The organism is Methylobacterium sp. NPDC080182 (assembly GCF_050281105.1).
Lineage (GTDB): Bacteria > Pseudomonadota > Alphaproteobacteria > Rhizobiales > Beijerinckiaceae > Methylobacterium.
The window spans coordinates 1-25,929 of sequence record NZ_JBNNWO010000039.1; the positions used below are offsets into that span (position 1 = coordinate 1).

General features: G+C 69.9%; 31 protein-coding genes and 1 pseudogene. 10 read left to right on the forward strand and 22 right to left on the reverse strand.

The genetic code is table 11. From position 1 onward, the window contains the following. The 5 genes and pseudogenes from ACQKQD_RS32895 to ACQKQD_RS32915 form a co-directional block, all read left to right on the forward strand. A pseudogene (locus ACQKQD_RS32895) lies at positions 1-204 on the forward strand (methyl-accepting chemotaxis protein); the annotation flags it as partial. A gap of 13 nt (positions 205-217) precedes the next feature. Continuing rightward, positions 218-2,497 carry a hybrid sensor histidine kinase/response regulator gene (locus tag ACQKQD_RS32900; RefSeq protein ID WP_427510827.1) on the forward strand — a complete coding sequence of 760 codons (2,280 nt, stop codon included), beginning with the start codon at positions 218-220 and terminating at the stop codon, positions 2,495-2,497. After that, the gene (gene cheB, locus ACQKQD_RS32905) at positions 2,494-3,561 is read left to right on the forward strand and encodes a chemotaxis-specific protein-glutamate methyltransferase CheB (RefSeq protein WP_427510828.1); all 1,068 of its coding nucleotides are present in this window, start codon (positions 2,494-2,496) and stop codon (positions 3,559-3,561) included. Before ACQKQD_RS32900 ends, cheB begins: the two co-directional genes overlap by 4 nt. After that, positions 3,558-5,276: a response regulator gene (locus ACQKQD_RS32910; RefSeq protein WP_427510829.1), complete on the forward strand. Its 1,719-nt coding sequence runs from the start codon at positions 3,558-3,560 to the stop codon at positions 5,274-5,276. Before cheB ends, ACQKQD_RS32910 begins: the two co-directional genes overlap by 4 nt. After that, positions 5,273-7,159, forward strand: coding sequence for a response regulator (locus ACQKQD_RS32915; RefSeq protein WP_427510830.1), 1,887 nt, complete (start codon positions 5,273-5,275; stop codon positions 7,157-7,159). The genes ACQKQD_RS32910 and ACQKQD_RS32915 overlap by 4 nt, the downstream gene beginning before the upstream one ends. A 412-nt stretch (positions 7,160-7,571) precedes the next feature. Here the strand turns inward: ACQKQD_RS32915 and rplQ are convergent, their stop codons facing one another. From rplQ to rpsM, 5 genes are all read right to left on the reverse strand, one after another. Then, complete coding sequence (gene rplQ / locus ACQKQD_RS32920) at positions 7,572-7,982, reverse strand: 50S ribosomal protein L17 (RefSeq protein ID WP_020096288.1); 411 nt, start codon at positions 7,980-7,982, stop codon at positions 7,572-7,574. A 200-nt stretch (positions 7,983-8,182) separates the two neighbouring features. After that, positions 8,183-9,202 (reverse strand): DNA-directed RNA polymerase subunit alpha, encoded by a 1,020-nt coding sequence (locus tag ACQKQD_RS32925; protein ID WP_010686165.1) that lies wholly within the window; start codon positions 9,200-9,202, stop codon positions 8,183-8,185. Between the two features lie 109 nt (positions 9,203-9,311). Further along, positions 9,312-10,184, reverse strand: a complete 873-nt coding sequence (locus ACQKQD_RS32930; RefSeq protein ID WP_427510831.1) for an MBL fold metallo-hydrolase — start codon at positions 10,182-10,184, stop codon at positions 9,312-9,314. Positions 10,185-10,218: 34 nt separating this feature from the next. After that, the gene (gene rpsK, locus ACQKQD_RS32935) at positions 10,219-10,608 is read right to left on the reverse strand and encodes a 30S ribosomal protein S11 (RefSeq protein WP_010686167.1); all 390 of its coding nucleotides are present in this window, start codon (positions 10,606-10,608) and stop codon (positions 10,219-10,221) included. 173 nt (positions 10,609-10,781) lie between these two features. After that, entirely contained in the window at positions 10,782-11,150 is a 369-nt protein-coding gene (gene rpsM, locus ACQKQD_RS32940; RefSeq protein WP_010686168.1) for a 30S ribosomal protein S13, read from the reverse strand. Positions 11,151-11,400: 250 nt separating this feature from the next. Between rpsM and ACQKQD_RS32945 the strand changes: the two genes are divergently transcribed. Continuing rightward, positions 11,401-11,757, forward strand: coding sequence for a hypothetical protein (locus ACQKQD_RS32945; RefSeq protein ID WP_427510832.1), 357 nt, complete (start codon positions 11,401-11,403; stop codon positions 11,755-11,757). A 31-nt stretch (positions 11,758-11,788) separates the two neighbouring features. Here ACQKQD_RS32945 and ACQKQD_RS32950 read toward each other — a convergent pair whose 3' ends face one another. The 17 genes from ACQKQD_RS32950 to ACQKQD_RS33030 form a co-directional block, all read right to left on the reverse strand. Further along, the gene (locus tag ACQKQD_RS32950) at positions 11,789-12,019 is read right to left on the reverse strand and encodes a hypothetical protein (RefSeq protein ID WP_020096284.1); all 231 of its coding nucleotides are present in this window, start codon (positions 12,017-12,019) and stop codon (positions 11,789-11,791) included. A 95-nt stretch (positions 12,020-12,114) separates the two neighbouring features. Beyond that, positions 12,115-12,717, reverse strand: coding sequence for an adenylate kinase (locus ACQKQD_RS32955; RefSeq protein WP_020096283.1), 603 nt, complete (start codon positions 12,715-12,717; stop codon positions 12,115-12,117). A 170-nt stretch (positions 12,718-12,887) separates the two neighbouring features. Further along, positions 12,888-14,234 (reverse strand): preprotein translocase subunit SecY, encoded by a 1,347-nt coding sequence (gene secY / locus ACQKQD_RS32960; protein ID WP_020096282.1) that lies wholly within the window; start codon positions 14,232-14,234, stop codon positions 12,888-12,890. 146 nt (positions 14,235-14,380) lie between these two features. Beyond that, complete coding sequence (gene rplO / locus ACQKQD_RS32965; RefSeq protein WP_020096281.1) at positions 14,381-14,884, reverse strand: 50S ribosomal protein L15; 504 nt, start codon at positions 14,882-14,884, stop codon at positions 14,381-14,383. Positions 14,885-14,894: 10 nt separating this feature from the next. Continuing rightward, a complete protein-coding gene (gene rpmD, locus ACQKQD_RS32970; protein ID WP_020096280.1) occupies positions 14,895-15,086 on the reverse strand; it encodes a 50S ribosomal protein L30 in 192 nt (63 codons plus the stop codon). 11 nt (positions 15,087-15,097) lie between these two features. Then, positions 15,098-15,685 (reverse strand): 30S ribosomal protein S5, encoded by a 588-nt coding sequence (rpsE, locus tag ACQKQD_RS32975; protein WP_012319173.1) that lies wholly within the window; start codon positions 15,683-15,685, stop codon positions 15,098-15,100. A 104-nt stretch (positions 15,686-15,789) separates the two neighbouring features. Beyond that, complete coding sequence (gene rplR / locus ACQKQD_RS32980) at positions 15,790-16,152, reverse strand: 50S ribosomal protein L18 (RefSeq protein WP_020096279.1); 363 nt, start codon at positions 16,150-16,152, stop codon at positions 15,790-15,792. A gap of 10 nt (positions 16,153-16,162) precedes the next feature. After that, a complete protein-coding gene (rplF, locus tag ACQKQD_RS32985) occupies positions 16,163-16,696 on the reverse strand; it encodes a 50S ribosomal protein L6 (protein WP_020096278.1) in 534 nt (177 codons plus the stop codon). Between the two features lie 22 nt (positions 16,697-16,718). Continuing rightward, the gene (rpsH, locus tag ACQKQD_RS32990) at positions 16,719-17,114 is read right to left on the reverse strand and encodes a 30S ribosomal protein S8 (RefSeq protein WP_010686178.1); all 396 of its coding nucleotides are present in this window, start codon (positions 17,112-17,114) and stop codon (positions 16,719-16,721) included. 10 nt (positions 17,115-17,124) lie between these two features. Next, positions 17,125-17,430: a 30S ribosomal protein S14 gene (rpsN, locus tag ACQKQD_RS32995; RefSeq protein WP_010686179.1), complete on the reverse strand. Its 306-nt coding sequence runs from the start codon at positions 17,428-17,430 to the stop codon at positions 17,125-17,127. 40 nt (positions 17,431-17,470) lie between these two features. Next, the gene (rplE, locus tag ACQKQD_RS33000; protein ID WP_020096277.1) at positions 17,471-18,037 is read right to left on the reverse strand and encodes a 50S ribosomal protein L5; all 567 of its coding nucleotides are present in this window, start codon (positions 18,035-18,037) and stop codon (positions 17,471-17,473) included. Next, a complete protein-coding gene (gene rplX, locus ACQKQD_RS33005) occupies positions 18,030-18,344 on the reverse strand; it encodes a 50S ribosomal protein L24 (RefSeq protein ID WP_012319178.1) in 315 nt (104 codons plus the stop codon). Before rplX ends, rplE begins: the two co-directional genes overlap by 8 nt. Further along, positions 18,344-18,712, reverse strand: coding sequence for a 50S ribosomal protein L14 (gene rplN / locus ACQKQD_RS33010; protein ID WP_010686182.1), 369 nt, complete (start codon positions 18,710-18,712; stop codon positions 18,344-18,346). The genes rplX and rplN overlap by 1 nt, the downstream gene beginning before the upstream one ends. A 402-nt stretch (positions 18,713-19,114) precedes the next feature. Then, the gene (locus ACQKQD_RS33015; RefSeq protein WP_091683603.1) at positions 19,115-19,492 is read right to left on the reverse strand and encodes a hypothetical protein; all 378 of its coding nucleotides are present in this window, start codon (positions 19,490-19,492) and stop codon (positions 19,115-19,117) included. A 193-nt stretch (positions 19,493-19,685) separates the two neighbouring features. Next, positions 19,686-20,381 (reverse strand): amino acid ABC transporter permease, encoded by a 696-nt coding sequence (locus tag ACQKQD_RS33020; protein WP_091928493.1) that lies wholly within the window; start codon positions 20,379-20,381, stop codon positions 19,686-19,688. After that, positions 20,378-21,115: an amino acid ABC transporter permease gene (locus ACQKQD_RS33025; RefSeq protein WP_427510833.1), complete on the reverse strand. Its 738-nt coding sequence runs from the start codon at positions 21,113-21,115 to the stop codon at positions 20,378-20,380. The genes ACQKQD_RS33020 and ACQKQD_RS33025 overlap by 4 nt, the downstream gene beginning before the upstream one ends. Positions 21,116-21,135: 20 nt before the next feature. After that, positions 21,136-21,939: an ABC transporter substrate-binding protein gene (locus tag ACQKQD_RS33030; RefSeq protein ID WP_427510834.1), complete on the reverse strand. Its 804-nt coding sequence runs from the start codon at positions 21,937-21,939 to the stop codon at positions 21,136-21,138. A gap of 774 nt (positions 21,940-22,713) precedes the next feature. Between ACQKQD_RS33030 and rpsL the strand changes: the two genes are divergently transcribed. The 4 genes from rpsL to ACQKQD_RS33050 all read left to right on the forward strand — a co-directional run. Continuing rightward, complete coding sequence (gene rpsL, locus ACQKQD_RS33035; RefSeq protein ID WP_007557568.1) at positions 22,714-23,085, forward strand: 30S ribosomal protein S12; 372 nt, start codon at positions 22,714-22,716, stop codon at positions 23,083-23,085. 128 nt (positions 23,086-23,213) lie between these two features. Further along, on the forward strand, positions 23,214-23,684 hold the full coding sequence (gene rpsG / locus ACQKQD_RS33040) for a 30S ribosomal protein S7 (RefSeq protein WP_012319183.1): 471 nt from the start codon (positions 23,214-23,216) through the stop codon (positions 23,682-23,684). Between the two features lie 30 nt (positions 23,685-23,714). Continuing rightward, positions 23,715-25,790 carry an elongation factor G gene (gene fusA / locus ACQKQD_RS33045; RefSeq protein WP_020096272.1) on the forward strand — a complete coding sequence of 692 codons (2,076 nt, stop codon included), beginning with the start codon at positions 23,715-23,717 and terminating at the stop codon, positions 25,788-25,790. A 44-nt stretch (positions 25,791-25,834) separates the two neighbouring features. Continuing rightward, positions 25,835-25,929: GTP-binding protein (locus tag ACQKQD_RS33050; RefSeq protein ID WP_133250949.1), on the forward strand; the 95-nt coding region annotated here is incomplete at its 3' end.

Below are 25,929 nucleotides of genomic sequence, written 5' to 3' on the forward strand. Positions count from 1 at the left end.
GAGAACGTGCAGACGTTCCAGCAGATCGTGGCCTCGACCAACCAGCAGCAGCTGGGCATCGAGCAGGTGATGGGGGCGCTGCAGAACATCCGCCAAGCCAGCCAGCAGACGGCGGCCGGCACCCGGCAGGTCGAGGCCGCCTCCGCCAACCTCACCGAGCTCGCCCAGGCCCTCATGGCCCTGGCCGAACGATACCGGCACTGAGGCGGGCGCCCCGTTGGCCGAGGATATCCGCAAGCTCCTGCTCGCCGCCTTCGACGTCGAGCACCGGGAGCACGTCGCGGCGATCCGCGGGGCGCTCGGCAGCGCCACGCCGGACTGGAACGACGTCTTCCGCCGCGCCCACAGCCTGAAGGGCGCCTCCCGCGCCGTCGATCTCCCGGCGGTCGAGGCGGTGGCCCACCGTCTCGAGACGCTGTTCGAGGGCGTGCGCACAGGCGCCACCGCCCTCGACCGCGAGGCGGCCAACGCCGTCCACCTCGCCCTCGACCGGATCGAGTCCTACGTCGCCGGCCTCACCGACGGGTCCGGTCCGGACATGCCGGCCGACGCCCTGGCGGCCCTCGGCCACGTCCTCCGGCTCCCGGGCGAGACGCCGCCGCCGGCACAACCCGCACCACCCGCCCCGCTGGCGGATCCGAGTCCGAGCCCGCCACCGGGGCCCCCCGCCGCGCCGGCATCCCCGCCGGCCGCGACCGCCGCGCCGACACAGGCCGGCCCCGCGCCGAAATCCGGCTCCGAGCCGCCGGAGGCCTCCGCGGCGATCCTGCGGGTGCCGGCGGAGGCCGTCGAGGCGCTGGCCCGGGCGAGCCACGATCTCGCCAGCACCCTGGCCGGCCAGGCGCCCGCGGCCGACGGCCTCGCCCGGCTCGCCCGCCTGGCCCGCGACCTGCGCGTCGGCGCCGAGGCCCTCGCGGCCGGGGCCGGCGCGGAGCGGCCCGAGTGGCGCGCCCTCGCGGCGCGCGCCGGCGCCTTCGCCCGGGAGGCCGCGGACCTGTCGCGGCGCCAGGCCTCCGCAACCAGCGCGGTCGAGGGCGCCGCGACCCGCGTCCGCGCCGCCGCCGAGCGCCTCGCCCTGGTCCCGGCCGAGACCGTCCTGGCCCCCCTCGCCCGGTCGCTGCGCGAGACCGCCCGGGAGCAGGGCCGCGAGGTCGATCTCACGTTGCGGGGCCTCGACCTGCCGGTGGAGCGCGGCACGCTGCAGGCGCTGAAGGATCCGCTGCTCCACGCCCTGCGCAACGCCCTCAGCCACGGCTGGCAGGCGCCGGAGGTGCGGCGCGCGGCCGGCAAGCCGGAGGCCCTGGGCCTCGGGCTGGAGGTCGCGGTGCGCGGCGCCCGCCTGCAGGTCACCGTGTTCGACGACGGGCCCGGCCCCGACCTCGCCCGGATCGAGGCGGCGGCCCGCGAGCGCGGCCTCCTCGGCCCCGCTTCCGCGGCCGAACCCGACACCCTGCTGCGCCTCGTGTTCGAGCCCGGCTTCTCCACCGCCGAGGCGGTCGACACCCTGTCGGGGCGCGGCTACGGCCTCTCGGTCGCCGCGGACGCCGCCCGCCAGCTCATGGGCAGCGTCCGCCTGGAGCCGCGCGACCCGGCCGGCACCGCCCTGATCTTCAGCCTGCCGCTCTCGGCGGCCCGGCGCAGCCTGCTGCTGGTCGAGGCGGCCGGGCGCAGCTACGCCCTCCCCGGGGGCGCCGTGGAGCGCCTCCTGCGCCTGCGGCGCGACGACCTGCCGGTCGCCATGGGCCGGACGATCGTGCGCCTCGGTGACGGGGACGCCGCGACGAGCCACCCGGTGACGGACCTCGCCGCGATCCTCGGACAGGTCGCCGACCCGGCCGATCCCGGCACGCTGACCGCCGTCGTCCTGCGGACCGGCGGCGGCCGTCTCGCCCTGGCGGTCGACCGCCTGCACGACGTCCGCCCGTTCCTGGTCCTGCCCGCGCCGGATTTCGGCGCCGATCCGGGTCTGATCGCCGGCACGGCGGTGCTGCACGGGGACGTGCCGGTGCTGGTCCTCGACCCCGAGGGGCTCGCTTCGCGCGCCCAGGCCGGGACATCGGGCGGCGCGCTCGGAACGATGGCGCCGGCTCCACGTTCGACGACTCACGCCGCGGCGGGCGCGTCCGCGCGCGCGACCATCCTGGTCGTCGACGATTCGATCACCACCCGGACTCTGGAGAAGGGAATCTTGGAAGCCGCCGGCTACCGCGTGGTCGTCTGCGTCGACGGGCAGGACGCCCTCGACCGGCTGCGCGCCGAGATCGAGCCCGTGAACCTGGTGCTCGCCGACGTGGAGATGCCGCGCCTCGACGGGTTCGGCCTCCTGAAGGCCCTGCGGGCCGACGAGCGCTTCGCCCGGCTCCCGGCGATCCTGATGACCTCCCGCGGGGACGCCGCCGACGTCGCCCGGGGCCTGGATCTCGGCGCCGACGCCTACCTGACCAAGCAGAAGTTCGACCAGCGCCAGCTGCTGGATACGATCGGGCAGCTCCTATGACCCCCGTCCGTGTGATGCTCGTGGAGGACAGCCTCGTGGTGCGCGAGCTGCTGCGCCACATCGTCTCCCGCGATCCCCGCCTCGAGCTCGTGGCCGCGGTCGCCTCCGGCGAGGAGGCCCTCGACAAGCTCCGGACCGTGCGGCCGGACGTGATCTCGATGGACATCCGCCTGCCGGGGATCGACGGGCTGGAGACGACCCGCCGGATCATGGCCGAGCACCCGACCCCGATCGTCGTGGTGGCGGATTCGGTCGAGGATAACTCGCTGCGCATCTCGATGAACGCGCTCCGGGCCGGGGCCCTGTCGGTCGTCGAGAAGCCCGTGGCCACGACCCATGCCGGCTACGAGGGCGTGGCCGGCGAGATCTGCACGCAGCTGCGGATCATGGCCCAGGTTCCGGTCATCCGCCGCCGGCCGATCGGCACCGAGTGGGCCGGCCGCTCCGCCGTCGCGCCCCAGGCGCCGCTGGCCGATCTGTCCGGGCAGGCCCCGAGCCTCCTGGGCATCGCCGCCTCGACGGGCGGTCCCCCGGCGCTGGCGCGGGTGATCGGCGCCCTGCCCAAGGACTTCCCGCTGCCGGTCCTGGTCGTCCAGCACATGGGCGCGGCCTTCATGGACGGGTTCGCCAGCTGGCTCGACAGCGTCGTCGCCCTCCCGGTCGCCCTCGCCCAGGACGGCGAGCGCGCCGAACCCGGCCGGGTCTACGTGGCACCGGGCGACCGCCACCTGGAGATCGGCTCCGGCCGGATCCTGCGGGTGATCGATTCCGCGCCGGTCTCCGGCCAGCGCCCGGCCGCCACCGTGCTGTTCCGGTCCATGGCCCGGCAATCCGGACCCTCCGGCATCGGCGTGCTGCTGACCGGCATGGGCGAGGACGGGGCCCTGGGGCTCGCCGACATGCACCGGGCCGGCGCCCAGACCGTGGCCGAGCACGAGAGCACCGCCGTGGTCTACGGCATGCCGGCGGCGGCCGTGCGGCTCGGGGCCGCCCGCGCCGTCCTGCCCCTCGACCGCGTCGCCGACCACGTCCTGCGTCTCGTGGATACGGGAGCGCGGCCGTGAGCGAGGCCGGCCCGGCGGAGGTGCCGGCCCGGATCCTGCTGGTGGAGGATTCGGAGACGCAGGCCCTGGAACTGCGCCTGCTGCTGGAGACGCACGGCTTCGCGGTGGAGCGCTGCGCCTCCGCCGAGACCGCCCTCGATCATCTCAACCGCAGCCAGCCCGACCTCGTGGTGGCCGATTACCACCTGCCGGGCATGAACGGCGATGAGCTGATCCGGCAGATGCGCCTGTCGCTGCGCACCCGGGCCCTGCCGGTCCTGATGCTGACCGGCGGCAGCGGTGGCGAGCGCCAGGGTCTGGAGAGTGGCGCCGACGCCTACCTGCCGAAATCCGCCGACCGCGACCTGATGATCCTGCGCATCCGCGCCCTGCTGCGCGAGCGCCGGCCGACGACCGACGGTGAGGGACCGGGCGCCGCCGCGTTCCGGCGCGGGCGGGTCCTGGTGATCGACGGCAGCGCCACCTACCGGACCTTCCTCGCCGGCGTGATGGGCCAGGACGGCCACCACGTGGCGAGCGTCGACGGGCCGGAGGCAGCCCTGGCCGCCCTGGACGCGGCCGCCGGCGACGGGGCCTTCGACTGCGTGACGGTCGATCTCCTGGGGCACGCCTATGACGGCCTCGCCCTGTGCCGGGCGATCAGCCAGCGGCGCTCGGGACAGGCGGCCGGCGCGGGCTTCCACCTCGTCGGCATCGCCGGCAGCGATCCCGCCAAGGACTTCCTCGTCGAAGCCTACGCGGCCGGCGCCGACGACGTGGTCTCGAAGACCGACGCCGAGGTCCTGGCCCTGCGGGTCCGCGGCTTCGTGCGGCGGCGGCTCCTGGAGGAGGACGACCGGCGCATCGCCGGCCAGTTCGGCGAGCGCGAGCGGGCGGTGGAGCGCGCCCGCGCGGAGGCCGACGCGGCCGAGGCCCGAGCGGGCCTCGCCGACGCCCTGGAGCGGGCCAATCGCGACCTCGCCGACGCCAACCGCCAGCTCACCGAGGCGCAGTCCAAGCTCGTCCAGGCCGCCAAGATGGCCTCGCTCGGCGAGCTGGTGGCGGGGATCGCCCACGAGATCAACAATCCCCTGGCCTTCATCCTGGCCCACCAGGGCACCGTCGAGCGCCTGCTCGGCGAGTTGCCGGGCGCCGCTCCGGAGGCCGCCACCCGCGCCATCGACAAGGCCCGGCAGCGGGTCGGCTCGATGCGGATGGGGCTGACCCGCATCCAGGATCTGGTGCTGAACCTCCGGAAGTTCTCGCGCCTCGACGAGGGCGAGCGCGCCCTGGTCAACGTGCCGGAGGCGATCGAGACGGTGCTCGCGCTGATCCAGCACAAGCTCGGCGAGCGCATCGCCGTGGAGCGCAGCTTCACGGGCCGCGCCGAGATCCACTGCACCCCGGCGCTCCTCAACCAGGTGGTGATGAACATCCTGGGCAACGCCGCCGACGCCATGCCGGAGGGCGGCACGATCCGGATCACGACCCAGTCGAACCCTGAACTCGACGAGATTCGCATCAGCGATACCGGGCCCGGCATCCCGGATACGCTGCGTGAGAAGATCTTCGAGCCGTTCTTCACGACGAAACCGGTCGGATCCGGCACGGGCCTGGGTCTTGCGATTGCCTACAGCGTCGTTCAAGCGCATAGCGGCTCGCTCACCGTGGAGACGGCCCCGGGTGGGGGAGCCTGCTTCGTGATCGGGATCCCGCGGCAGGCGGCCAGTGCATGAGTGACGGTACGGCAGGTGTAGGGACGATCCTGGCCGTCGACGACGAGCCGGACATCCTGATCGCCCTGGAGGACCTGTTCGAGGATTCCTACCGGGTTCTGACGACCTCGCGTCCGGCCGAGGCGCTGGAGATCCTGCGCGCCGAGCCCGACATCGCCGTCGTGCTCTCGGACCAGCGGATGCCGGGCCTCACCGGCGACGCGCTCCTCGCCGAGGCCCGCAGCTTCCACGACGCGCAGGCGATCCTGCTGACCGGCTACGCCGACATCACCGCGGTGATCGCCGCCCTCAACCGCGGCGGCATCGTCGGCTACGTCACCAAGCCCTGGGACGCGGGCCTGCTCCGCTCCACCGTCCGGCAGGCCTTCGAGCGCCACCGCCTCGGCCGGGACCTCGCCACCGAGCGGGCTCTCCTGCGCGGCCTCCTCGACCACGCCCAGGACGCGATCAGCTTCAAGGACGCGGAGGGCCGCTTCGTCCGGCTGAACGGCCGCAAGGCCGCCCTGCTCGGCCACGACGTCGCCGCCAGCCTCGGGCGGCGCGAGGACGAACTTCTCGGCCCGAAGGCCGAGCCCGTGACGGCGGCGGACGCGGCCGCGATCCGGTCCGGGGCGGTGGCCGAGAGCCTGATCAGCGACGGCCCGACCGGCGCCGAGCAGTGGAGCCACGTGACGCGGGTGCCGATCCGCGACGCGGGCGGGGCGATCAGCCACCTCGCGACGATCGAGCGCGACGTGACCGAGCAGCGGACCCTGGAGGCGCGCCTGCGCCAGTCCGACAAGATGCAGGCGCTGGGCACCCTCGCGGGCGGCATCGCGCACGATTTCAACAACCTGCTGACCGCGATCCTCGGCAGCCTCGAGCTCGCCGGCCCGAAGGTCGCCGACCAGCCGCGGGTCCAGCGCCTGATCGAGAACGCCCGCGGCGCCGCCGAGCGCGGGGCGTCCCTGACCAAGCGCCTCCTGAGCTTCAGCCGCGCCCACGACCTCCAGGCGCGCGCCGTCGACGTGAACACCCTGATCTCCGGGATGAGCGATCTGTTCGGTCGCAGCCTCGGCGGTCTCGTGACGGTCCGGACCGACCTCGCGGACGGCCTGCCGGCGGTCCAGGTCGATCCGGACCAGCTCGAACTCGCCGTGCTCAACCTTTGCATCAACGCCCGCGACGCCATGCCGGACGGGGGGGCGATCACGGTCGCGACGCGCCGGCTCGCGATCAGCGGCGATCCCGAGATCGCCGACGGCACCTATCTCGGCATCAGCGTCACCGACGAGGGCACCGGCATCCCGGAGGAGATCCTGCGCCGGGTCTGCGAGCCGTTCTTCACCACCAAGGCCGTCGGCCAGGGCACCGGGCTCGGCCTCGCCATGGTGTTCGGCCTCGCGCAGCAATCCAAGGGCCGGCTGGCGATCGACAGCGTGGTCGGTCGGGGCACCCGCGTGGAGCTCGCCCTCCCCTTCGCCGATCAGGCGCCCGAGCAGGCGCCCGAGACCGCCGGCACCGTCCCGGTCGCCGGCCGGCGGGCCCGCGTCCTGATCGTCGACGACGATTCGCAGGTGCGCCACGTGACGGCCTCGTTCCTCACCGGCTTCGGCCACAGCACCACGGAAGCCGGCGACGGCGAGGCCGCGCTCCGGCTCCTCGAGGCCGACCGCTACGACATCGTCGTCGCCGACCTCGCCATGCCCGGCATGAGCGGCATCGAGCTGGCCGCCGAGATCCGCGAGCGCGATCCGCGCCTGCCGGTCCTGATCCTCACCGGACATGCCGAGGCGATGCAGATCCCCGACGACCTGCCGGTGCTCACGAAGCCGTTCCGCTCCGCGGACCTCGCGGCCCGGGTCGCCACGCTGCTCGACGGCGGAGCCGGACCCGTCGGCTGACGGGGGCTTGCAACCAATCGATTGCCGGCTCATTCTCTCCTCGTGGGGCCCGCAGGCCCCGGGTTACGAAGAGGAGGTGGACCATGAGCAATCACGGCATCTTCCCGCGCCGCAGGCGTGACAACGATCTCGACCAGGACGGTCCACCGGACGAGTCCCGGCAGGGATAGGGGTTTTCGGAGCGCGGCGCGGTCGAGTTCCCGGCCTGTCTGAGACGGGCCGCCAGGGCGAGCTCCCGCGACCATCCGAGACGTGGACCCTGCTTCAGACCCGTCGGCGCGAGCCGGCGGGTTTTTTTGTTGTTCGCGCGTCGTCATGGCGATCGCGGCGAGGAGCCGAAACGCGAGAAGCCGCCCCGGAGGGTCCGGGACGGCTTCTCAAAGACTAGGAGCGACGGGACGCTCCGTGCCGATCAGGCGGCTTCGGAGACCTGGCTCGGACCGGAATCCTTGCCGCGGGCCTCGACGTCGCGGTCGACGAACTCGATCACCGCGAGCGGGGCGTTGTCGCCCTGGCGGAAGCCCGCCTTCATGATCCGGCAGTAGCCGCCCGGACGGCCCTTGTAGCGCGGGCCGAGGACGGTGAAGAGCTTCTTGACCATGTCGGCGTCGCGGAGCTGCGCCATGGCGAGGCGGCGGGTGTGCACGCTGTCGATGCGGCCCAGCGTGATCAGCTTCTCGACGACCGGACGCAGGTCCTTCGCCTTCGGCAGGGTGGTGATGATCTGCTCGTGCTTGATCAGCGCGGCGGACATGTTGGCGAACATCGCCTTGCGATGCTCGGCGGTACGGTTGAAACGGCGGCCGCGGTAGGCGTGACGCATGGTGCTGGCTTCCTTCTCGTCTCGGCCGCCGTGCCACGGTACGGCCGGGTGCCCCGGGAACGGGGCGGTTGATGTCCGCGTAACCCCGCGGCGGGATTCGTTCGGGACTTGGCGTCGTCGCCGCGGGTCCCGGGCCTGGATGGGCCGAACCGGCGGCGCGGTGCGGCGCCGCCCGGTTCAGCCCGAGGCGGCTTCGCCGCTCAGTAGTGTTCCTCGAAGCGCTTGGCGAGATCCTCGATGTTCTCCGGCGGCCAGCCGGGGATGTCCATGCCGAGATGCAGGCCCATGCCGGCGAGCACTTCCTTGATCTCGTTGAGCGACTTGCGGCCGAAGTTCGGGGTCCGCAGCATCTCGCCCTCGGACTTCTGGATGAGGTCGCCGATGTAGACGATGTTGTCGTTCTTCAGGCAGTTCGCCGAGCGGACCGACAGCTCCAGCTCGTCGACCTTCTTGAGCAGCGCCGGGTTGAAAGGCAGCTGCGGCGCGAGCGGCGCGGCCTCTTCCTTGCGCGGATCCTCGAAGTTCACGAAGACCTGCAGCTGGTCCTGGATGATGCGCGCCGCGTAGGCGAGCGCGTCCTCCGGCGAGACTGCACCGTTGGTCTCGACCGTCATGGTCAGCTTGTCCTTGTCGAGATCCTGGCCCTCGCGGGTCGTCTCGACGCGGTAGCTGACCTTGGTGACCGGCGAGAACAGCGAGTCGACCGGGATCAGGCCGATCGGCGCGTCCTCGGGACGGTTGCGCTCGGCCGGGACGTAGCCCTTGCCGGTGGCGACCGTGAACTCCATGCGAATCTCGGCGCCGTCGTCGAGGGTGCAGATCACGAGGTCGGGGTTCAGGATCTGGATGTCGCCGACCGTGCCGATGTCACCGGCGGTGACGAGGCCCGGGCCGGTCTTGCGCAGGGTCATGCGCTTGGGCGCGTCGGTCTGCGAGCGGATCGCGATGGTCTTGATGTTGAGGACGATGTCGGTGACGTCCTCGCGCACGCCCGGGATCGACGAGAACTCGTGCAGCACGCCGTCGATCTGCACCGAGGTCACGGCGGCGCCCTGGAGCGACGACAGGAGCACGCGGCGCAGGGCGTTGCCCAGCGTCGTGCCGAAGCCGCGCTCGAGCGGCTCGGCGACGACCGTGGCGACCCGCTTCGGGTCGTCGCCGGTCGTGACCTGCAGCTTGTTCGGCTTGATCAGTTCCTGCCAATTCTTCTGAATGACCACGATCCTACCTCTCGTCCTTGCCCGGGATCCGCGACGCCCGTCCCCGCGCTTCGGCCACTCGGTGCCGCCCCCTGGCGCCCCGAACGGTCCCTGAAATCCGTATCCGCCGTTACTCGCCGCCGACCCACAGCACCGGCACGAAGCTGTAGCCAGCCCCATCCCGATCCACGTAGCCGAGCGCCGGGAACTCGAGATGGCCGCCGGCGATGAGCGTGCGCTCGCGGGCCACCTCGTCCAGGATCCGCTTGCGCGTCTCCCGCGCTTGGTCGCCGTCGACGTCGAAGCCGACGCCGGCCTCCGGGTTCTTGAACTGGATCGCCGGCAGGTGCACCACGTCGGTCCACATCATCAGCGCCTGTCCACCGGAGACGATGCGGAAACCGCAATGGCCCGGCGTGTGGCCGGGCAGATGGACCGCCGTGATCCCCGGAAGGACCTCGCCGCCGCGGTGCTCGCGCACCTTGCCGGCGTAGGGAGTCAGGGACTTGCGGGCGCCCTCGAAGTAGGGCTTCGCGGCCTCCGGCGCCTTGGCCAGGGCCTCGTCCGGAAGCCAGTGTGCCGCCTCGTCGGCGTGCAGCACGATCTCGGCGTTCGGGTAGCGCGCCGCGCCGTCCTTCACGAGACCGCCGACATGGTCGGGGTGCAGGTGACTGACCAGCACCGTGCCGATCTCCTCCGGCGCGACGCCGGTCGACGCGAGCGCCGCCCCGGCCCGGCCGAGGGTCGGCGCCGGCGCGAGATCGCCGTAGCCCGTGTCGATCAGGGTCGGCTTGAGGCCGGGGCCCGTGATCAGGAAGGCGTTCAGCGTGATCTTGGGTTGCTCGGTGCGGAAGCCCGCCACCTGGAGCCGCCCAGCCTCCTCCTTGGAGATGCCCGTGACGAGATCGAGGCTGGCCTGAAACCAGCCGTCGTTGAGCGCGGTGACCGTGAGGTCGCCGAGGTTCCAACGCAGCACGCCCGGAAGCGGCTTCGATCCCGTCATGAGCTTCTCCGTCAAAAGGCTTCGCAGGCTTCGATCAGACGCGGCGGCGCTTGCGCGGCCGGCAGCCGTTGTGCGGGATCGAGGTGACGTCGCGGATCGAGGTCACCGTGAAGCCCGCGGCCTGCAGGGCGCGGAGCGCCGACTCGCGGCCCGAACCCGGACCGGACACCTCGACCTCGAGGGTGCGCATGCCGTGCTCGGCGGCCTTGCGGCCAGCATCCTCGGCGGCGACCTGGGCGGCGTACGGGGTCGACTTGCGCGAGCCCTTGAAGCCCATCGCACCGGCGGACGACCACGAGATCGTGTTGCCCTGCGCGTCCGTGATGGTGATCATCGTGTTGTTGAACGAGGCGTTCACGTGGGCGACGCCCGACACGATGTTCTTGCGCTCGCGGCGGCGGACGCGTTGCGGTTCCTTAGCCATTCTGGTCTCACTCTTCCTTCAGGCACGCCCGTAACACCAGGCGCTCGGGATTCTTTTTGGGACTTGGCCGGAGCACCCGTGCGGGGCGGTCGAGCCGGCGCCGGACCCGTTGCGGGACACCCGGCGCGACGGGAAGGAGGCCGAGCGGAGCACGGCCTCCCAGTTCCAAAAACTTACTTCTTCTTGCCGGCGATCGGCTTCGCCTTGCCCTTGCGGGTGCGGGCGTTGGTGTGGGTGCGCTGCCCGCGGACCGGCAGCTGCTTGCGGTGACGCAGACCGCGGTAGGCGCCGAGATCCATCAGGCGCTTGATGTTCATCGAGACTTCGCGGCGCAGGTCGCCCTCGACGAGATAGTCGCGATCGATCGTCTCGCGGATCGACAGAACCTCGGCGTCGGTCAGCTGGTTGACGCGACGCTCGGCGGGGATGTTCACCTTCTGGGTGATTTCCTCGGCCTTCTTGGCGCCGATGCCGTGGATGTACTGGAGCGCGATGACGACGCGCTTGTTGGTCGGGATGTTGACGCCTGCGATACGGGCCACGATCACTCTCCATATGGGACCCGGGGATCCGGGTCGCTGTCGCGCGCGTCCGGTGGAGGCCGGCCCCTGCGCACGTGAAACGACGACGCGGCCCGCGGGCGGCCCTGGACAGGGCACCTCGGACCATCGTTCGGTTGGACGAAGGATGGCCTGCTAGCGCGCGGGCGGCCCGTTGTCAACGACGGGTCGGCACGGCCTTGCCCCGTCACGCGCGCGTCGCGGCGCCCTGGGATCTGGTCGAGGAGCGAAGATGGCGGTTCTGACGAGCGACGGCGCGACCCTGCGGGCGTTCGCCGATTCGGTGCTGCGCGCTGCCGAGGAGACCCTGGAGGAGGTCATGCCGGTGACGCTGGCGGTGATCGGCGGCGTTCTCGCCGAGGCGGAGCCCGGCTCGGTCGCGCTGCAGGACGCGGATGACGGTCCGCCCCTGCTCTGGGCGACCTTCGCCGGTCGCCGCATGGTGTTCCGCTACAACACGATGACGGCGATGATCGAGCTGCGCGACGGCACCGCGGAGGGCTACCCGCTCCGGCTGTTCGGCCACCGGTCGCTCCAGATGGACGTCGTCAATTTCTTCGGCAGCCTCCGCAGGGAGGGCCGGATCTGAGCCACGCCCCCGGCGGGCGGCCCCCCGCGCCTCAGCGAAAGCCCTGATTCCGCAGCCGGCACGTGCGGCCCATGTCCTGGTAGCCCGCCGGGCAGCGGCGGGCGCAAGTCCCCGCCAGATACTTCAGCGGCGGCCGGCAGGCGTTGCGGAACCGTTTCTGGCCGTACACGAAGGACTGGGCCGGACTCTGCGCGAAGGCCGGCAGCGGCGGGAGGGCCACCGCGAGCAGGAGGGAGGCGGTGGCGAGGAGGCGGACGGTCATGGCGTTTCCGATCGTGGACCCGCCCCATAACCCCCAGGGACACCGCCGGGTTCACGGGCGCGCTGAAACGGCCGGTCAGCGCGCCGCGATCGCCCTCAGGAGGCGACGCGCTCCTCGTGCGGCTCCAGTGTCGCCATCAGGTCGGCCGTGACCTTGTCGATCGGCTGCATGCCGTCGATGGTCTCCAGCATGCCCTTCTGCGCGTAATAGGCGGAGAGGGGCGCCGTCTGGGCGCGGTATGCCTCAAGCCGCTGCTTGAACACCTCGGGGGTGTCGTCCTTCCGCACGGCCTGGCCGCGGGCCAGGGTCTCGGCGGCGCGCTTCTCGATGCGGCCGACCAGGGCGTTCTCGTCGACCTTCAGCTCGATGACGGCGGAGAGGCTCAAGCCCTTGCTCGCCAGCATCTCGCTGAGCGCTTCCGCCTGCGCGACCGTGCGCGGGAAGCCGTCGAGGATGAAGCCGCGGCGGGCGTCCGGTTCCTCGATCCGGTCGGCGACGATGCCGACGACGATCCGGTCGGAGACGAGACCGCCGGATTCCATCACCGCCTTGGCCTCGAGGCCGACCGGCGTGCCGGCGGCCACCGCGGCGCGCAGCATGTCCCCCGTCGACAGCTGCGGGATGCCGAAGCGCTGTACGATCCGCTCGGATTGCGTCCCCTTCCCCGCACCGGGCGGCCCGAGCAGAATGATGCGCATGGCGTTGTCCTCGTTCGGCCCACTCTCTCAGTGGGCACAAGCCGTGGTGGCGAAGCCTCCCTGGCATCGCCGGGTTCGGGGTTTTCTAGCCGGTCCGGGCCGGTGAGGCATCCAGACCTTTGGGCCAGAGGCGGGAGCGTCCTCGGAGTCCGGCCGCCTCTGTAGCAGGCTCAGCGCCGCCGTTGCGTGGTCGACGCGCCACGCAGCTTGGCCTTCTTCACGAGGCCCTCGTACTGATGGGCCATCAGGTGCCCGTGGACCTGCGCCACCGTGTCCATCGTGACCGAGACCACGATGAGCAGGGACGTGCCGCCGAAGCCGAGGCTGGCCGCGGCGTAGGACGACAGGATCTCCGGGCAGAGGCACACGAGGGTCAGGTACAGGGCGCCGATCACCGTGATGCGGGTCAGCACCTTGTCGATGAAGGCCGCGGTGCGCTCGCCCGGACGGATGCCCGGGATGAAGCCGCCATGCTTCTTCAGATTGTCGGCCGTCTCCTGCGGATTGAAGACGACTGCGGTGTAGAAGAACGTGAAGAAGATGATCAGCGCCGCGTAGAGCACCATGAACAGCGGGGTGCCGTGGCCGAGATAGGCCGTGACCGTGCCGAGCCAGCCCGTGGCGCCCCCGTTGGCCGAGAAGCTCGCGGCGGTCGCCGGCAGCAGCAGCAGCGACGAGGCGAAGATCGGCGGGATCACGCCCGAGGTGTTGAGCTTGAGCGGCAGGAACGAGGTCTGACCTTCGTACATACGGTTGCCGACCTGGCGCTTCGGGTAGTTGATCAGGAGCCGGCGCTGGGCGCGCTCCATGAACACGATGAAGTAGACGAGCGCGACGGCGGCGACGCCGACGCCCAGGATGATTGCCGGGGACAGGGCGCCGGTGCGGCCGAGTTCCAGCGCGCCCGCGATCGCCACCGGCAGGTGGGCCACGATGCCGGCGAAGATGATCAGCGACGAGCCGTTGCCGATGCCGCGCGAGGTGATCTGCTCGCCGAGCCACATCAGGAACAGGGTTCCGCCCGTCAGGGTGATCACCGTCGAGGCCAAGAAGAACGGCCCCGGATCGATGGCGGCCGAGGAGCCCTGGAGGCCGATGGCGATGCCCCAGGACTGAACCAGCGCCAGCACCACCGTCAGGTACCGGGTGTACTGGTTGATGACCTTGCGGCCCGACTCGCCCTCCTTCTTGAGCGCTTCCAGGCTCGGGATCACCGAGGTCAGGAGCTGCACGATGATCGAGGCCGAGATGTAGGGCATGATGTTCAGGGCGAAGATCGCCATGCGCTCCACGGCGCCGCCCGAGAACATGTTGAACAGGCCCAGCACGCCGCCAGCCTGCTGCTGGAAGTTCCGGGCGAACTGCTCCGGATCGATGCCGGGAATCGGGATGTACGTGCCCAGCCGGAACACCACGAGGGCGCCGAGCGTGAACCAGATGCGCTTCTTCAGCTCATCGGCCTTGGCAATCGCACCGAAGTTGAGGTTGGCGGCAAGCTGCTCGGCGGCTGAGGCCATAAGCGTCGCGTCCTGGACATGTCGCCGGGCGAAGGGTGCCCGAATGAAACGAAAAACGGCGGCCCGCGTGGTCGCAGGGCCGCCGCTCGAAGGATCGGCTTAAAGGGTGCGCGGAGCCCGTGCAACGGGTTCCGGAGTCGCTCCCGTCAGGCCGTGGCCGCCTCGCTGCCGCCGCGGGTGGAGGCACCCTGGGCGTAGACGGTGCTGACCGAGCCACCGGCCTTCTCGACCGCCTCGACGGCGGACTTGGAGGCGCGGGTCACCTCGAAGCTGAGCTTCGCGGTCAGCTCGCCGACGCCGAGCAGCTTCACGCCGTCACGGGGACGGGCGATGATGCCGGCGGCGACCAGGCTCTCCACCGTCACGGTGGCGGCCTTGTCGAGCTTGCCCGCGTCGACGGCCTCCTGGATCCGGCCGAGGTTCACCTCGTTCAAGTCCTGGGCGTAGAGGTTGTTGAAGCCGCGCTTCGGCAGGCGACGATGCAGCGGCATCTGACCGCCCTCGAAGCCCTTGATGGACACGCCGGTCCGGGCCTTCTGACCCTTCACGCCGCGACCCGCGGTCTTGCCCTTGCCGGAGCCGATGCCCCGACCCACGCGCATCCGGTTCTTGGTTGCGCCGGGGTTGTCGCTGATCTCGTTGAGCTTCATCGGGACCTCCTCACGCCACGTCGCCGTGGACGCGCACGAGGTGCGCAACCTTGCGGATCATGCCGCGAACGGAGGGAGTATCCTCCAGCTCGGACACGCGGTGGAGCTTGTTGAGCTTGAGGCCGATCAGCGTCTGGCGCTGGCTGGCCTCGCGGCGGATCGGCGAGCCGATCTGCTCGATGCGGACGGTCTTCTGTGCCATCGGACCCTCCCTTACGCGACCGCGGCTTCGGACTGGTCGGCCGGATCGGCATCGCGGCGACGCGACTGCAGCGTCGACACCTTGATGCCGCGGCGGGCCGCCACGGAGCGCGGGCTGTCCTCGTTCTTGAGCGCCTCGAAGGTGGCGCGCACGAGGTTGTAGGGGTTCGACGAACCCAGCGACTTGGCGACGACGTCCTGCATGCCGAGCGTCTCGAACACGGCGCGCATCGGGCCGCCGGCGATGATGCCGGTGCCCTGCGGGGCCGCGCGGAGGATCACCTTGCCTGCCCCGTGGCGGCCGTTGACGTCGTGGTGCAGGGTCCGGCCCTCGCGGAGGGAGACGCGGATCAGACCGCGCTTGGCGGCCTCGGTCGCCTTGCGGATGGCCTCCGGCACCTCGCGGGCCTTGCCGTGGCCGAAGCCGACGCGGCCCTTCTGGTCGCCGACGACGACGAGGGCCGCGAAGCCGAAGCGACGGCCGCCCTTCACCACCTTGGCGACGCGGTTGATGTGGACAAGCTTGTCCACGAACTCGCTGTCGCGCTCCTCGCGATCCTCGCGGCGGCCGCGGCCCCCGCCTTCACGTTCACGTGCCATGTTGTCTACCTGTCCATCTCACTGACGCGGCCGGCGGGGCCGCTCGCTCGATCGGGTTTCGGATATGCCGGGCGAAGAGGATCCGCCCGGCCCGCCGTCGTGACTCAGAACTCCAGGCCACCCTCGCGGGCGGCTTCGGCCACGGCGGCGACGCGGCCGTGGTAGATGTAGCCGGAGCGGTCGAAGATCACCTTCGTGACGCCCGCGGCTTTGGCGCGCTCGGCGACCAGCTTGCCCACCGCCTTGGCGGCGGCGACATCGGCGCCGGTCTTCAGTTCGCCCTTGAGCGCCTTGTCGATCGACGAGGCCGAGGCCAGCGTCTTGCCGGCGACGTCGTCGATGACCTGCACGTAGATCTGCTTCGACGAGCGGAACACCGAGAGCCGCGGGCGGCCGTTGGCGGCGGCCCGCAGCGCGCGGCGGACGCGCGCCTTGCGACGATCGAGGGCTTCGAGCTTGCGAGACATGATGCCCTCCTTACTTCTTCTTGCCTTCCTTGCGGAAGATGAACTCGCCCGCGTACTTCACGCCCTTGCCCTTGTAGGGCTCGGGTCCGCGGTAGTCGCGGATCTCGGCGGCGACCTGACCGACCTGCTGGCGGTTGATCCCGGAGATCGTGATCTCGGTGGGCTTCGGGGTAACGATCGTGATCCCGGCCGGGATCGCGTACTCGATGTCGTGGCTGTAGCCGAGCGACAGCTTGAGCGCCTTGCCGGCCATCGCGGCGCGATAGCCGACGCCGGTGATCTCGAGCTTCTTCTCGAAGCCCTTCGAAACACCCTCGGCGATGTTGGCGATCTGCGCCCGCGATGTGCCCCACAGGGAGCGCGCCGGCTTGGACTGGTTGACGGGCTGCACCTCGATGGCGCCGTCCTTCATCGCCACGTTGACGAGCGACGGAACGACGAACGACAGCTCGCCCTTCGAACCCTTCATCTTCACCGTCTGACCGGTGACCGTGGCGGTAACGCCGGCCGGTACGGGGACCGGCTTCTTGCCTACGCGAGACATGGGATAACCTCCTCCGTCCCGATCAGAACACGGTGCAGAGCACTTCACCGCCGACGTTGCGCTCACGCGCCTCGTGGTCGGCCATGACGCCCTGCGGGGTGGAGACGATGGTGACGCCGAGGCCGTCGGCCACGTGCGGCAGCTCGCCGACCGACGAGTAGACCCGGCGGCCCGGCTTCGAGACGCGCTTGATCTCGCGGATCACGGGGCGCCCGTCGTAGTACTTGAGCTCGATGGCGAACTCGGTGCGGCCGTTGCCGAGGTCGGTCGCCGCGTAGTCGCGGATGTAGCCCTCGGACTTCAGGACGTCGAGGACGCTGGCGCGCAGGCGCGAGCCGGGCGTCTGGACGACGTTGCGACGGCGCAGCTGGCCGTTGCGGATGCGGGTGAGCATGTCGCCCACGGGATCGTTGACCATGGGGACCTCCTTACCAGCTCGACTTGACCAGGCCGGGGATCAGGCCCCGGTTGCCAAGCTCGCGCAGCGCCACGCGCGAGATGCCCATCTTGCGGTAGTAGGCGCGCGGACGGCCGGTCATGCCGCAACGGTTGCGGATGCGCGTGGCCGACGAGTTGCGCGGCAGTTCCGCGAGCTTGAGGCGCGCCTCGAAGCGCTCCTCCATCTCGAGGGCGTCGTTGTTGGCGATCTCGAGGAGCGCCTTCCGCTTGGCCGCGAAGCGCTTCACCAGCGCCTTGCGGGCCTCATTCTTCTCGACTGAGCTTTTCTTCGACATGTCGTCTATCTCCGGTGTCCGCGTCTGAGACCCGAGGGCCTCACTGCCGGAACGGGAACTTGAAGGCGGCGAGCAGCGCCTTGGCCTCGGCATCGGTCTTGGCGGTGGTCGCCACGACGATGTCCATGCCCCACATCTGCTCGGCCTTGTCGTAGGAGATCTCCGGGAACACGAGGTGCTCCTTGAGACCCAGGGCGTAGTTGCCGCGGCCGTCGAACGAGCGCGGGTTCAGGCCGCGGAAGTCACGCACGCGCGGCAGCGCGATGGTGATCAGCCGGTCCATGAACTCGTACATGCGCTGCTTGCGAAGGGTCACCTTGCAGCCGATCGGCATGCCCTCGCGGACCTTGAAGGTCGCGATGGCCTTGCGGGCCTTGGTGATGACCGGCTTCTGGCCGGCGATCAGGGCGAGGTCGCCCGCCGCCACCGAGGCCTTCTTCGAGTCCGCGGTGGACTCGCCGACGCCCATGTTGATCACGATCTTCGTGATCTGCGGCACTTCCATGGGGTTCTTGTAGCCGAACTCTTCGATCAGCTTCTGGCGAACCACCTCGTCGTAGTGCTTGCGCAGGCGCGGGGTGTAGGCGTTCTTGTCGGCCTCAGCCATCGATCTGATCCCCCGTGGTCTTGGCGAACCGGACCTTGCGCCCGTCTTCGAGGATGCGGAAACCCACGCGGGTCGGCTTGCCGTTGGCATCCGCGACCGCGATGTTCGAGAGCTGGATGGCGGCCTCCTTGGAGATGATGCCGCCTTCCTGGTTCTGGGTCTGCTTCTGGTGCTTCTTCACCAGGTTGATGCCGCGCACGAAGGCCCGGCCTTCCTTCGGCAGAACCTGGATCACCTCGCCCGACCGGCCCGAATCACGGCCGGTGAGCACGACGACCTTGTCGCCCTTCTTGATCTTGGCGGCCATTACAGCACCTCCGGAGCCAGGGAGATGATCTTCATGTGGTTGCGGGCGCGAAGCTCGCGCGGCACCGGTCCGAAGATACGGGTGCCGATCGGCTCCTTCTGATTGTTGATCAGGACTGCGGCGTTCTTGTCGAAGCGGATCACCGAACCGTCGGCGCGCTTCACGTCCTTCGCCGTGCGGACGACGACCGCCTTCATGACGTCGCCCTTCTTGACGCGACCGCGCGGGATCGCCTCCTTGACGGAGACGACGATCACGTCGCCGACGCCGGCATATTTGCGCTTCGACCCGCCGAGAACCTTGATGCACATCACACGGCGTGCACCCGAGTTGTCGGCGACGTCCAGATTCGTCTGCATCTGGATCACGTGCGTGACTCCTTGTTTCAGGCGGGTTTCCGCACACGGACGGTATTGCCCGGCGGACGACGCCTGATGGGGACCTGACGTCCCCGGCTCATGTGTTCGACCGCGCTGGCGGTGTCGTCAGACACCGGCGCGGTCACCGCGTTCACGGGGTGCGAGCACCCATCGGAAATGTCGCGAAGGCCGGGCGCATACTACGGGCCGCGGGTGATGGCAAGCGGAGCGGCGGGAAATCGTCGCCGCCGCATAGGGGGGCTGATCCGGCTTCGGGGCAGGTCCGCGGCGCCGCGCGGCTCGATCGCTTCGGTGCCCGCCCATCCGGCCGCGGAACGCGAGCCCTGAACGTGCGACGACCGGCGCGCCTCTCGGCGCGCCGGTCGGTTGACGTGCAGCGTTCGGGGTCGATCAGATCGGTTGGCCGGCCGTCTCGAACAGGAATCCGTCGAGGCTCGGGATGGTGACCGAGGCTCCGCTCGCGGGCCTCGACAGGCGCCAGGGCCGCTCCGACCGGGCGCGAATCGCCTCGGACGGGCGAAGCCGCCGCATCAGGCCGTCTTCGCCGACCTCTTCGATCGCCAGGAAGCCGTAGACCTGCAGCCGCGAGGCGGTGAGCTTGAGGCCGCGATCCTCCGCGGCGACGACCATGCTGCCAGTCGCGTAGACAGCGTCCAGGAGGGAGCGCTGCTCGCTGCGGCGACGGTTGCGCGCCTCCCGCTCGCCGGGGGCCTGGGCGGGAATCGGCCGCCGGAACGGAACGACGTTGCTGACCGCGACGCAACCCATACGCAACACCCTCGACGCGAACCTGCGGCGGCGAGTTGGCCGCCCGATGTGCGCGACAATTCGATGGATCGCTTTAATTCTCCGTAGACCGTGCCGGCGCGCACCTGCCCCGATCCGGTACGCCTTGCACGTGTGCCCCGGTAAATCGGTCGTGTCCCGCGAGCCGGCTCGGGCGCGTCGGCCGGCCGCTCCGTCACGGGGTGCGATGTGCCGCGACCTTGCCGGTATTCGTCAGCCGGGCGGCCAGCCCGTCGAGACCGGCGCAGAGGATGCCGTACACGGCACCGACGAAGAGGAAGATCTCGGCCGGGTAGACCATCGCGCGGTTGTTCACCTGCGCCGCCACGAAGGCGAGTTCGGGCACGCCGATCACGTAGGCGAGCGACGTGTCCTTGATGAGCGTGGTCCACTGGTTGACGAAGGACGGCGCCATGGCCCGCAGCGCCTGCGGGAGGACGACGAAGCGCAGGGTGCGCCAGGGGTCGAGGCCGAGCGCGAGGCCGGCCTCCCACTGACCACGGCCGACGCTCGCGATGCCCGCCGCCACCCCGTGGGACAGGTAGGCGCCTCCGACGAGCGACAGCGCCACCGCGACCGTGCCGATCTCGGGGATCGACACGCCGAACAGGATCGGCAGCAGGAAGTAGGTCCAGAAGATCAGCATCACGACCGGCACAGCGCGGAGGAAGCCGAGCGCGGCTGTGAGCGCTGCCCGGGCCGCGCCCGCGCTCACGGCCAGGGCGATGCCGAGGACGAGCCCGAGCGCGGCCGAGGCCAGGCCGGACAGGCCGGAGAGAATCAGTGTCAGGGCCAGCCCGCCGACCGGCCCGTCGGGCCAGGCCCCGACCAGCAGGTAACCGAGATTGTCGATGATGACCGACGGATTCATCGGTGCCGGCCCGGTCGACGGGCGCGGCGCTCGAGGATCTGCCCGGTCATCTCCGCCGCGGCGGCCGCGCCGACGTAGAGCAGCGTCGCGATGCCGAAGGCCTGGAAGGTCTGGAAGGTCTCGGTCTCCACCTGCCGCGACGCGTAGGACAGCTCCGCGAGGCCGATCGTCATGGTCAGTGACGTGTTCTTGAGCGTGTTGAGGTACTGGCCGACGATCGGCAGCCAGGCGACGCGCAGGGCCTGGGGCAGAGCGATGTGGCGGAACGCCTGGACGGGCGTGAGGCCGAGGGCCAGGGCCGCCGCTCGCTGAGCGGGCCGGACGGCCCTGATGCCGGCGCGGAGTTCCTCGGCGATGTAGGCGCCCGCGTAGAGCGTGAGCCCGCAGAACCCGGCGAGGCTCTCGTAAGCGGGCCAGCCCAGGATCCCGAATCCCAGGTCCAGGGCGTGCGGCGCGTTGAGCCAGGCCGTCACGCCCTGCGGCAGGGCGGCGGCCACCGCGAAGTACCAGACGAAGAGTTGCACCAGCAGCGGCGTGTTGCGGACGATGCCGACGGAGACGGCCACGACGCCGCGCCCCGCGCGCCCGCCCACCTCGCGCAGCCCGCACGCCGCGAGGCCCAACACCGTGCCGGCAAGGCAGGTGGCTGCCGACAAGGTCAGGGTCATCCCGAAGCCTTGCAGCAGCCAGACGAGGTAGCGCGGCGCGAGTGGATCGCCGAACAGCGCGGCCATCGTCGTCGTGCCGCCCCGGGTCAGGGACGGTCCCCGATCCGGAACAGGCGCGGCAGCGGCTGCTCGGTCGCGGGCCCGAACCAGCGATCATAGATCGCCGCCGCCCTGCCGCTCGACTCCAGGCCGCGCAGGGTCTCGTTCACGCGGTCCCGGAGCCGCGCCTCATCCTTCGGGATGCCGACGCCGATATAGTCGTTGGAGATGCTGAAGGCGGGGATCTCGTAGTTCTGCCGGTCCGGCACCTTCGCGAGCAGCCCGACCAGCTTCGGGCCGTCCTGCGTGATCGCCTGGACATTGCCGTTGCGCAGGGCCGTGAATGCGAAGGGCGTGTCGTCGAACGCGACCACGACCGCCTTCGGGAAGTCGCGGCGCAGGACGATCTTGTTGGTGGTGCCCTTGTCTGCACCGATTCGAAGCCCATTGAGCTGCTCCGGCGACGACAGGGTGCCCTTCTTGGCCAGGAACTGCTGGCCGGAGGCGAAGTACGGGATGCTGAAATCGAGCTGCCTCGCCCGCTCGTCCGTGATGGTGAAGTTCGCCAGAACCAGATCGACCTTGCCGGAGGTCAGCAGCGGGATACGATTCGCCGGGTTGGTGGGCCGGATCTCCAGCTTGACGCCGAGCGCGTCGGCGATGGCCTGCGCGTAGTCGACGTCGAGGCCGGCGATCCGTTTCGTCGCGGGATCGACGAAGCCGAACGGCGGGTTGCTGTCGAAGGCGGCGACCCGGAGAACGCCGGCCTTTCTGATGTCGTCCAGACGGTCGGCCGTTGCGGGGCCGACCGACAGGAGGGTCGCGAGAACGAGGGCGAAGAGGTGGCGCACGCGTGACTCCGTCGGATGGTTCGGGGCCGGTACAGGCAGAGCGATGATCAAATATCGCGAATATTGCAGTCTGAATCGCGTCGGACTTCTGAGTTGAGGTATAAATCGATCTGGTCTTCGCTCTTGGCGCAATATCAGAGGATGCCAGCAGGATTTATCTCGACCGCCAGCGCATTTTCATCTTTGGAGAACACGAAAATCAACGGAGAAAGATTCTATTTTTTCCTCGCGGGCGGGTGCCGCTCGCCGAAAGATCTGGCGGCTGCGGGGCAGATTTTCCTGCCGCGCCCGGGCAGGGCCCGAGGCTGCGCCGAAGTCCCGCCGCCACGTGGCCGGCCTGCCCCGGCTTCCGTTGACGGGACGAGGCGCCGTGCGCGATAGCGGTCCCTCGGCTCCGCCGTCGCGAAGGCTCGCCGATCGCGGGCGCCGTGCGCGCCCTTGACCGATCCTTAACCTCCGCCGCGGTGCAGTTTTCTGCCGTGACCGCATTGACCTGCGGCGCAACGGCGTCTAGAAGCGCGCCACTTCGGACGGCCATCGGCTGCCGACGGCCCTTGGGCGCAACCCCGGAAGCCGCCGCCATCGCCCCGAGCGCTCCGAGGGTTCAAATCGCCTGACGCTGTAAGTCAGATCCGTAGGTACGAGCGCGTTCGTTTCGGGCGTGCTCCTCTGCCCACACCGCGCCGAGGGTCCGTGACAGGCCCTCCGGCGCATATTCGTTTTGCGGACTGCCCTGCGCAGTTCGGACTAGGTGACCGAGGAAGAGGGCACAGGATGCCGACGATCAACCAGCTGATCGCCCAGCCGCGGAAGATCCAGCGGAGCCGCAACAAGGTTCCGGCGCTCGACGCTTGCCCGCAGAAGCGCGGCGTCTGCACCCGCGTTTACACGACGACCCCGAAGAAGCCGAACTCGGCGCTCCGGAAGGTCGCCAAGGTGCGCCTCACCAACGGTTTCGAGGTGATCGGCTACATCCCGGGCGAGGGTCACAACCTTCAGGAGCACTCCGTGGTGATGATCCGCGGCGGCCGCGTGAAGGATCTTCCGGGTGTGCGCTACCACATCCTGCGCGGCGTGCTCGACACGCAGGGCGTGAAGAACCGCAAGCAGCGCCGGTCGAAGTACGGCGCCAAGCGTCCGAAGTAAGTCGGACGCCCGGATATTTCCCGGGCGCCGGTACGCGTTTCCACGGCCTCGCAAGGATGTCGCCGGCCTCAGGGCTGAGGCGGCCTGCGCGGGGCGCTTAAGATCTTTTCGTTCGAGAGTCTCAGAAGATGTCCCGTCGTCACTCTGCCGAGAAGCGTGAGATCATCCCGGACCCGAAGTACGGGGACGTGGTGCTGACGAAGTTCATGAACTCCATCATGTACGAGGGCAAGAAGTCGACCGCCGAGCGGATCGTCTACGGTGCCTTCGACATCGTCGAGAACCGCGCCCGGGCCAACCCGATCGAGGTGTTCCGCGCCGCGCTCGACAACGTCGCCCCGATGATCGAGGTCCGCTCCCGCCGCGTCGGCGGCGCGACCTACCAGGTCCCCGTCGAGGTCCGCACCGAGCGCCGTCAGGCTCTCGCGATCCGCTGGCTGATCCAGGCCGCGCGTTCGCGCAACGACCGCACCATGGTCGAGCGCCTCTCGGCCGAGCTGCTCGACGCCGCGAACAACCGCGGCAACGCCGTCAAGAAGCGCGAAGACACGCACCGGATGGCGGAAGCCAACCGCGCCTTCTCGCACTACCGCTGGTAAGCGGTTCCGCCGTCTCTCAGGAGCAATTCGATGCCCCGCACGCACGCGATCGAGGACTACCGCAACTTCGGCATCATGGCCCACATCGATGCCGGCAAGACCACGACGACCGAGCGGATCCTCTACTACACCGGAAAGTCCCACAAGATCGGCGAGGTCCATGAGGGCGCCGCCACGATGGACTGGATGGCGCAGGAGCAGGAGCGTGGCATCACGATCACCTCGGCTGCGACGACCTGCTTCTGGCGCGACAAGCGCCTGAACATCATCGACACCCCCGGCCACGTCGACTTCACCATCGAGGTGGAGCGCTCGCTCCGCGTCCTCGACGGCGCCGTGTGCGTGCTCGACGGCAACCAGGGTGTCGAGCCGCAGACCGAGACCGTGTGGCGCCAGGCCGACAAGTACGACGTGCCGCGCGTCGTGTTCGTCAACAAGATGGACAAGATCGGCGCCGACTTCTTCAAGTGCGTTGCCGACATCATCGACCGCGTCGCCGGCAAGCCCGTCTGCCTGCAGCTGCCGATCGGCGCCGAGTCGAGCTTCCAGGGCGTGATCGACCTTATCAAGATGAAGGCGATCGTCTGGTCGGGTGAGGCGCTGGGCGCCAACTTCGACGAGACCGAGATCCCGGCCGACCTCAAGGACCAGGCCGTCGAGTACCGCACCAAGCTGGTCGAGGCCTGCGTCGAGCTCGACGACGACGCCATGGCCGCCTACCTCGACGGCAACGAGCCCGACGAGGCCACCATGCGCGTCCTGGTGCGCAAGGCCGTCCAGCTGCGCGCCTTCCACCCGGTGCTCTGCGGCTCGGCGTTCAAGAACAAGGGCGTGCAGCCGCTCCTCGACGCCGTCGTGGACTACCTGCCCTCCCCGGCCGATCGCGGCGAGATCAAGGGCATCGATTTCAAGACCGAGGAAGAGACCGTCCGTCACCCGTCGGACGCGGATCCCTTCTCCATGCTCGCCTTCAAGATCATGGACGATCCGCATGTCGGCACGATCACCTTCTGCCGTGTGTATTCGGGCAAGGTCGAGACCGGCGCCAACGTGCTGAACTCGTCGCGCGACAAGAAGGAGCGCGTCGGCCGCATGCTCCTGATGCACGCCAACAACCGTGAGGACATCAAGGAGGCCTTCGCGGGCGACATCGTCGCGCTGGCCGGCCTCAAGGACACCCGCACGGGCGACACCCTCTGCGACCCGCAGAAGGCCGTGATCCTCGAGAAGATGGAGTTCCCCGAGCCCGTCATCGAGATCGCCGTCGAGCCGAAGTCGAAGGCCGACCAGGAGAAGCTCGGCATCGCGCTCTCGAAGCTCGCCGCCGAGGACCCGTCCTTCCGCGTCTCCACCGACCAGGAATCCGGCCAGACCATCCTCAAGGGGATGGGCGAGCTCCACCTGGACATCAAGGTCGACATCCTGCGCCGCACCTACAAGGTCGACGCGAATATCGGCCAGCCGCAGGTCGCCTACCGCGAGAAGCTGACGCGCCGTCAGGAGATCGACTACACGCACAAGAAGCAGACCGGCGGTACCGGCCAGTTCGCCCGCGTGAAGTTCGTCGTCGAGCCGAACGAGCCGGGCGCCGGCTTCTCGTTCGAGTCGAAGATCGTCGGCGGCGCGGTGCCCAAGGAGTACATCCCGGGCGTCGAGAAGGGCCTCAACTCGGTCCTCGGCGCGGGCGTCCTCGCCGGCTTCCCGGTGGTCGACGTCAAGGTCGAGCTGGTCGACGGCGCCTACCACGACGTCGACTCCTCGGCGCTCGCCTTCGAGATCGCCTCCCGCGCCGCCTTCCGCGAGGCGCTGCAGAAGGGCGGCTCGGTTCTGCTCGAGCCGGTGATGAAGGTCGAGGTCGTCTCGCCGGAGGAGTACACCGGCTCGGTCATCGGCGACCTGAACGCCCGCCGCGGCCAGATCCAGGGTCAGGACATGCGCGGCAACGCCAACGTCATCAACGCGATGGTGCCGCTGGCCAACATGTTCGGCTACGTGAACCAGCTGCGCTCCTTCTCGCAGGGCCGCGCCAACTTCACGATGCAGTTCGATCACTACGAAGAGGTGCCGCGCGGCGAGGCCGACAAGGTCATCGCCAAGTACGCCTAAGCATCTCTTCTTCCGCAACGCGAATTCGAATCTAGGAGGCTCTGATGGGCAAGGAAAAGTTCTCCCGCACCAAGCCGCACTGCAACATTGGCACGATCGGCCACGTCGATCACGGCAAGACGTCTCTGACGGCGGCGAT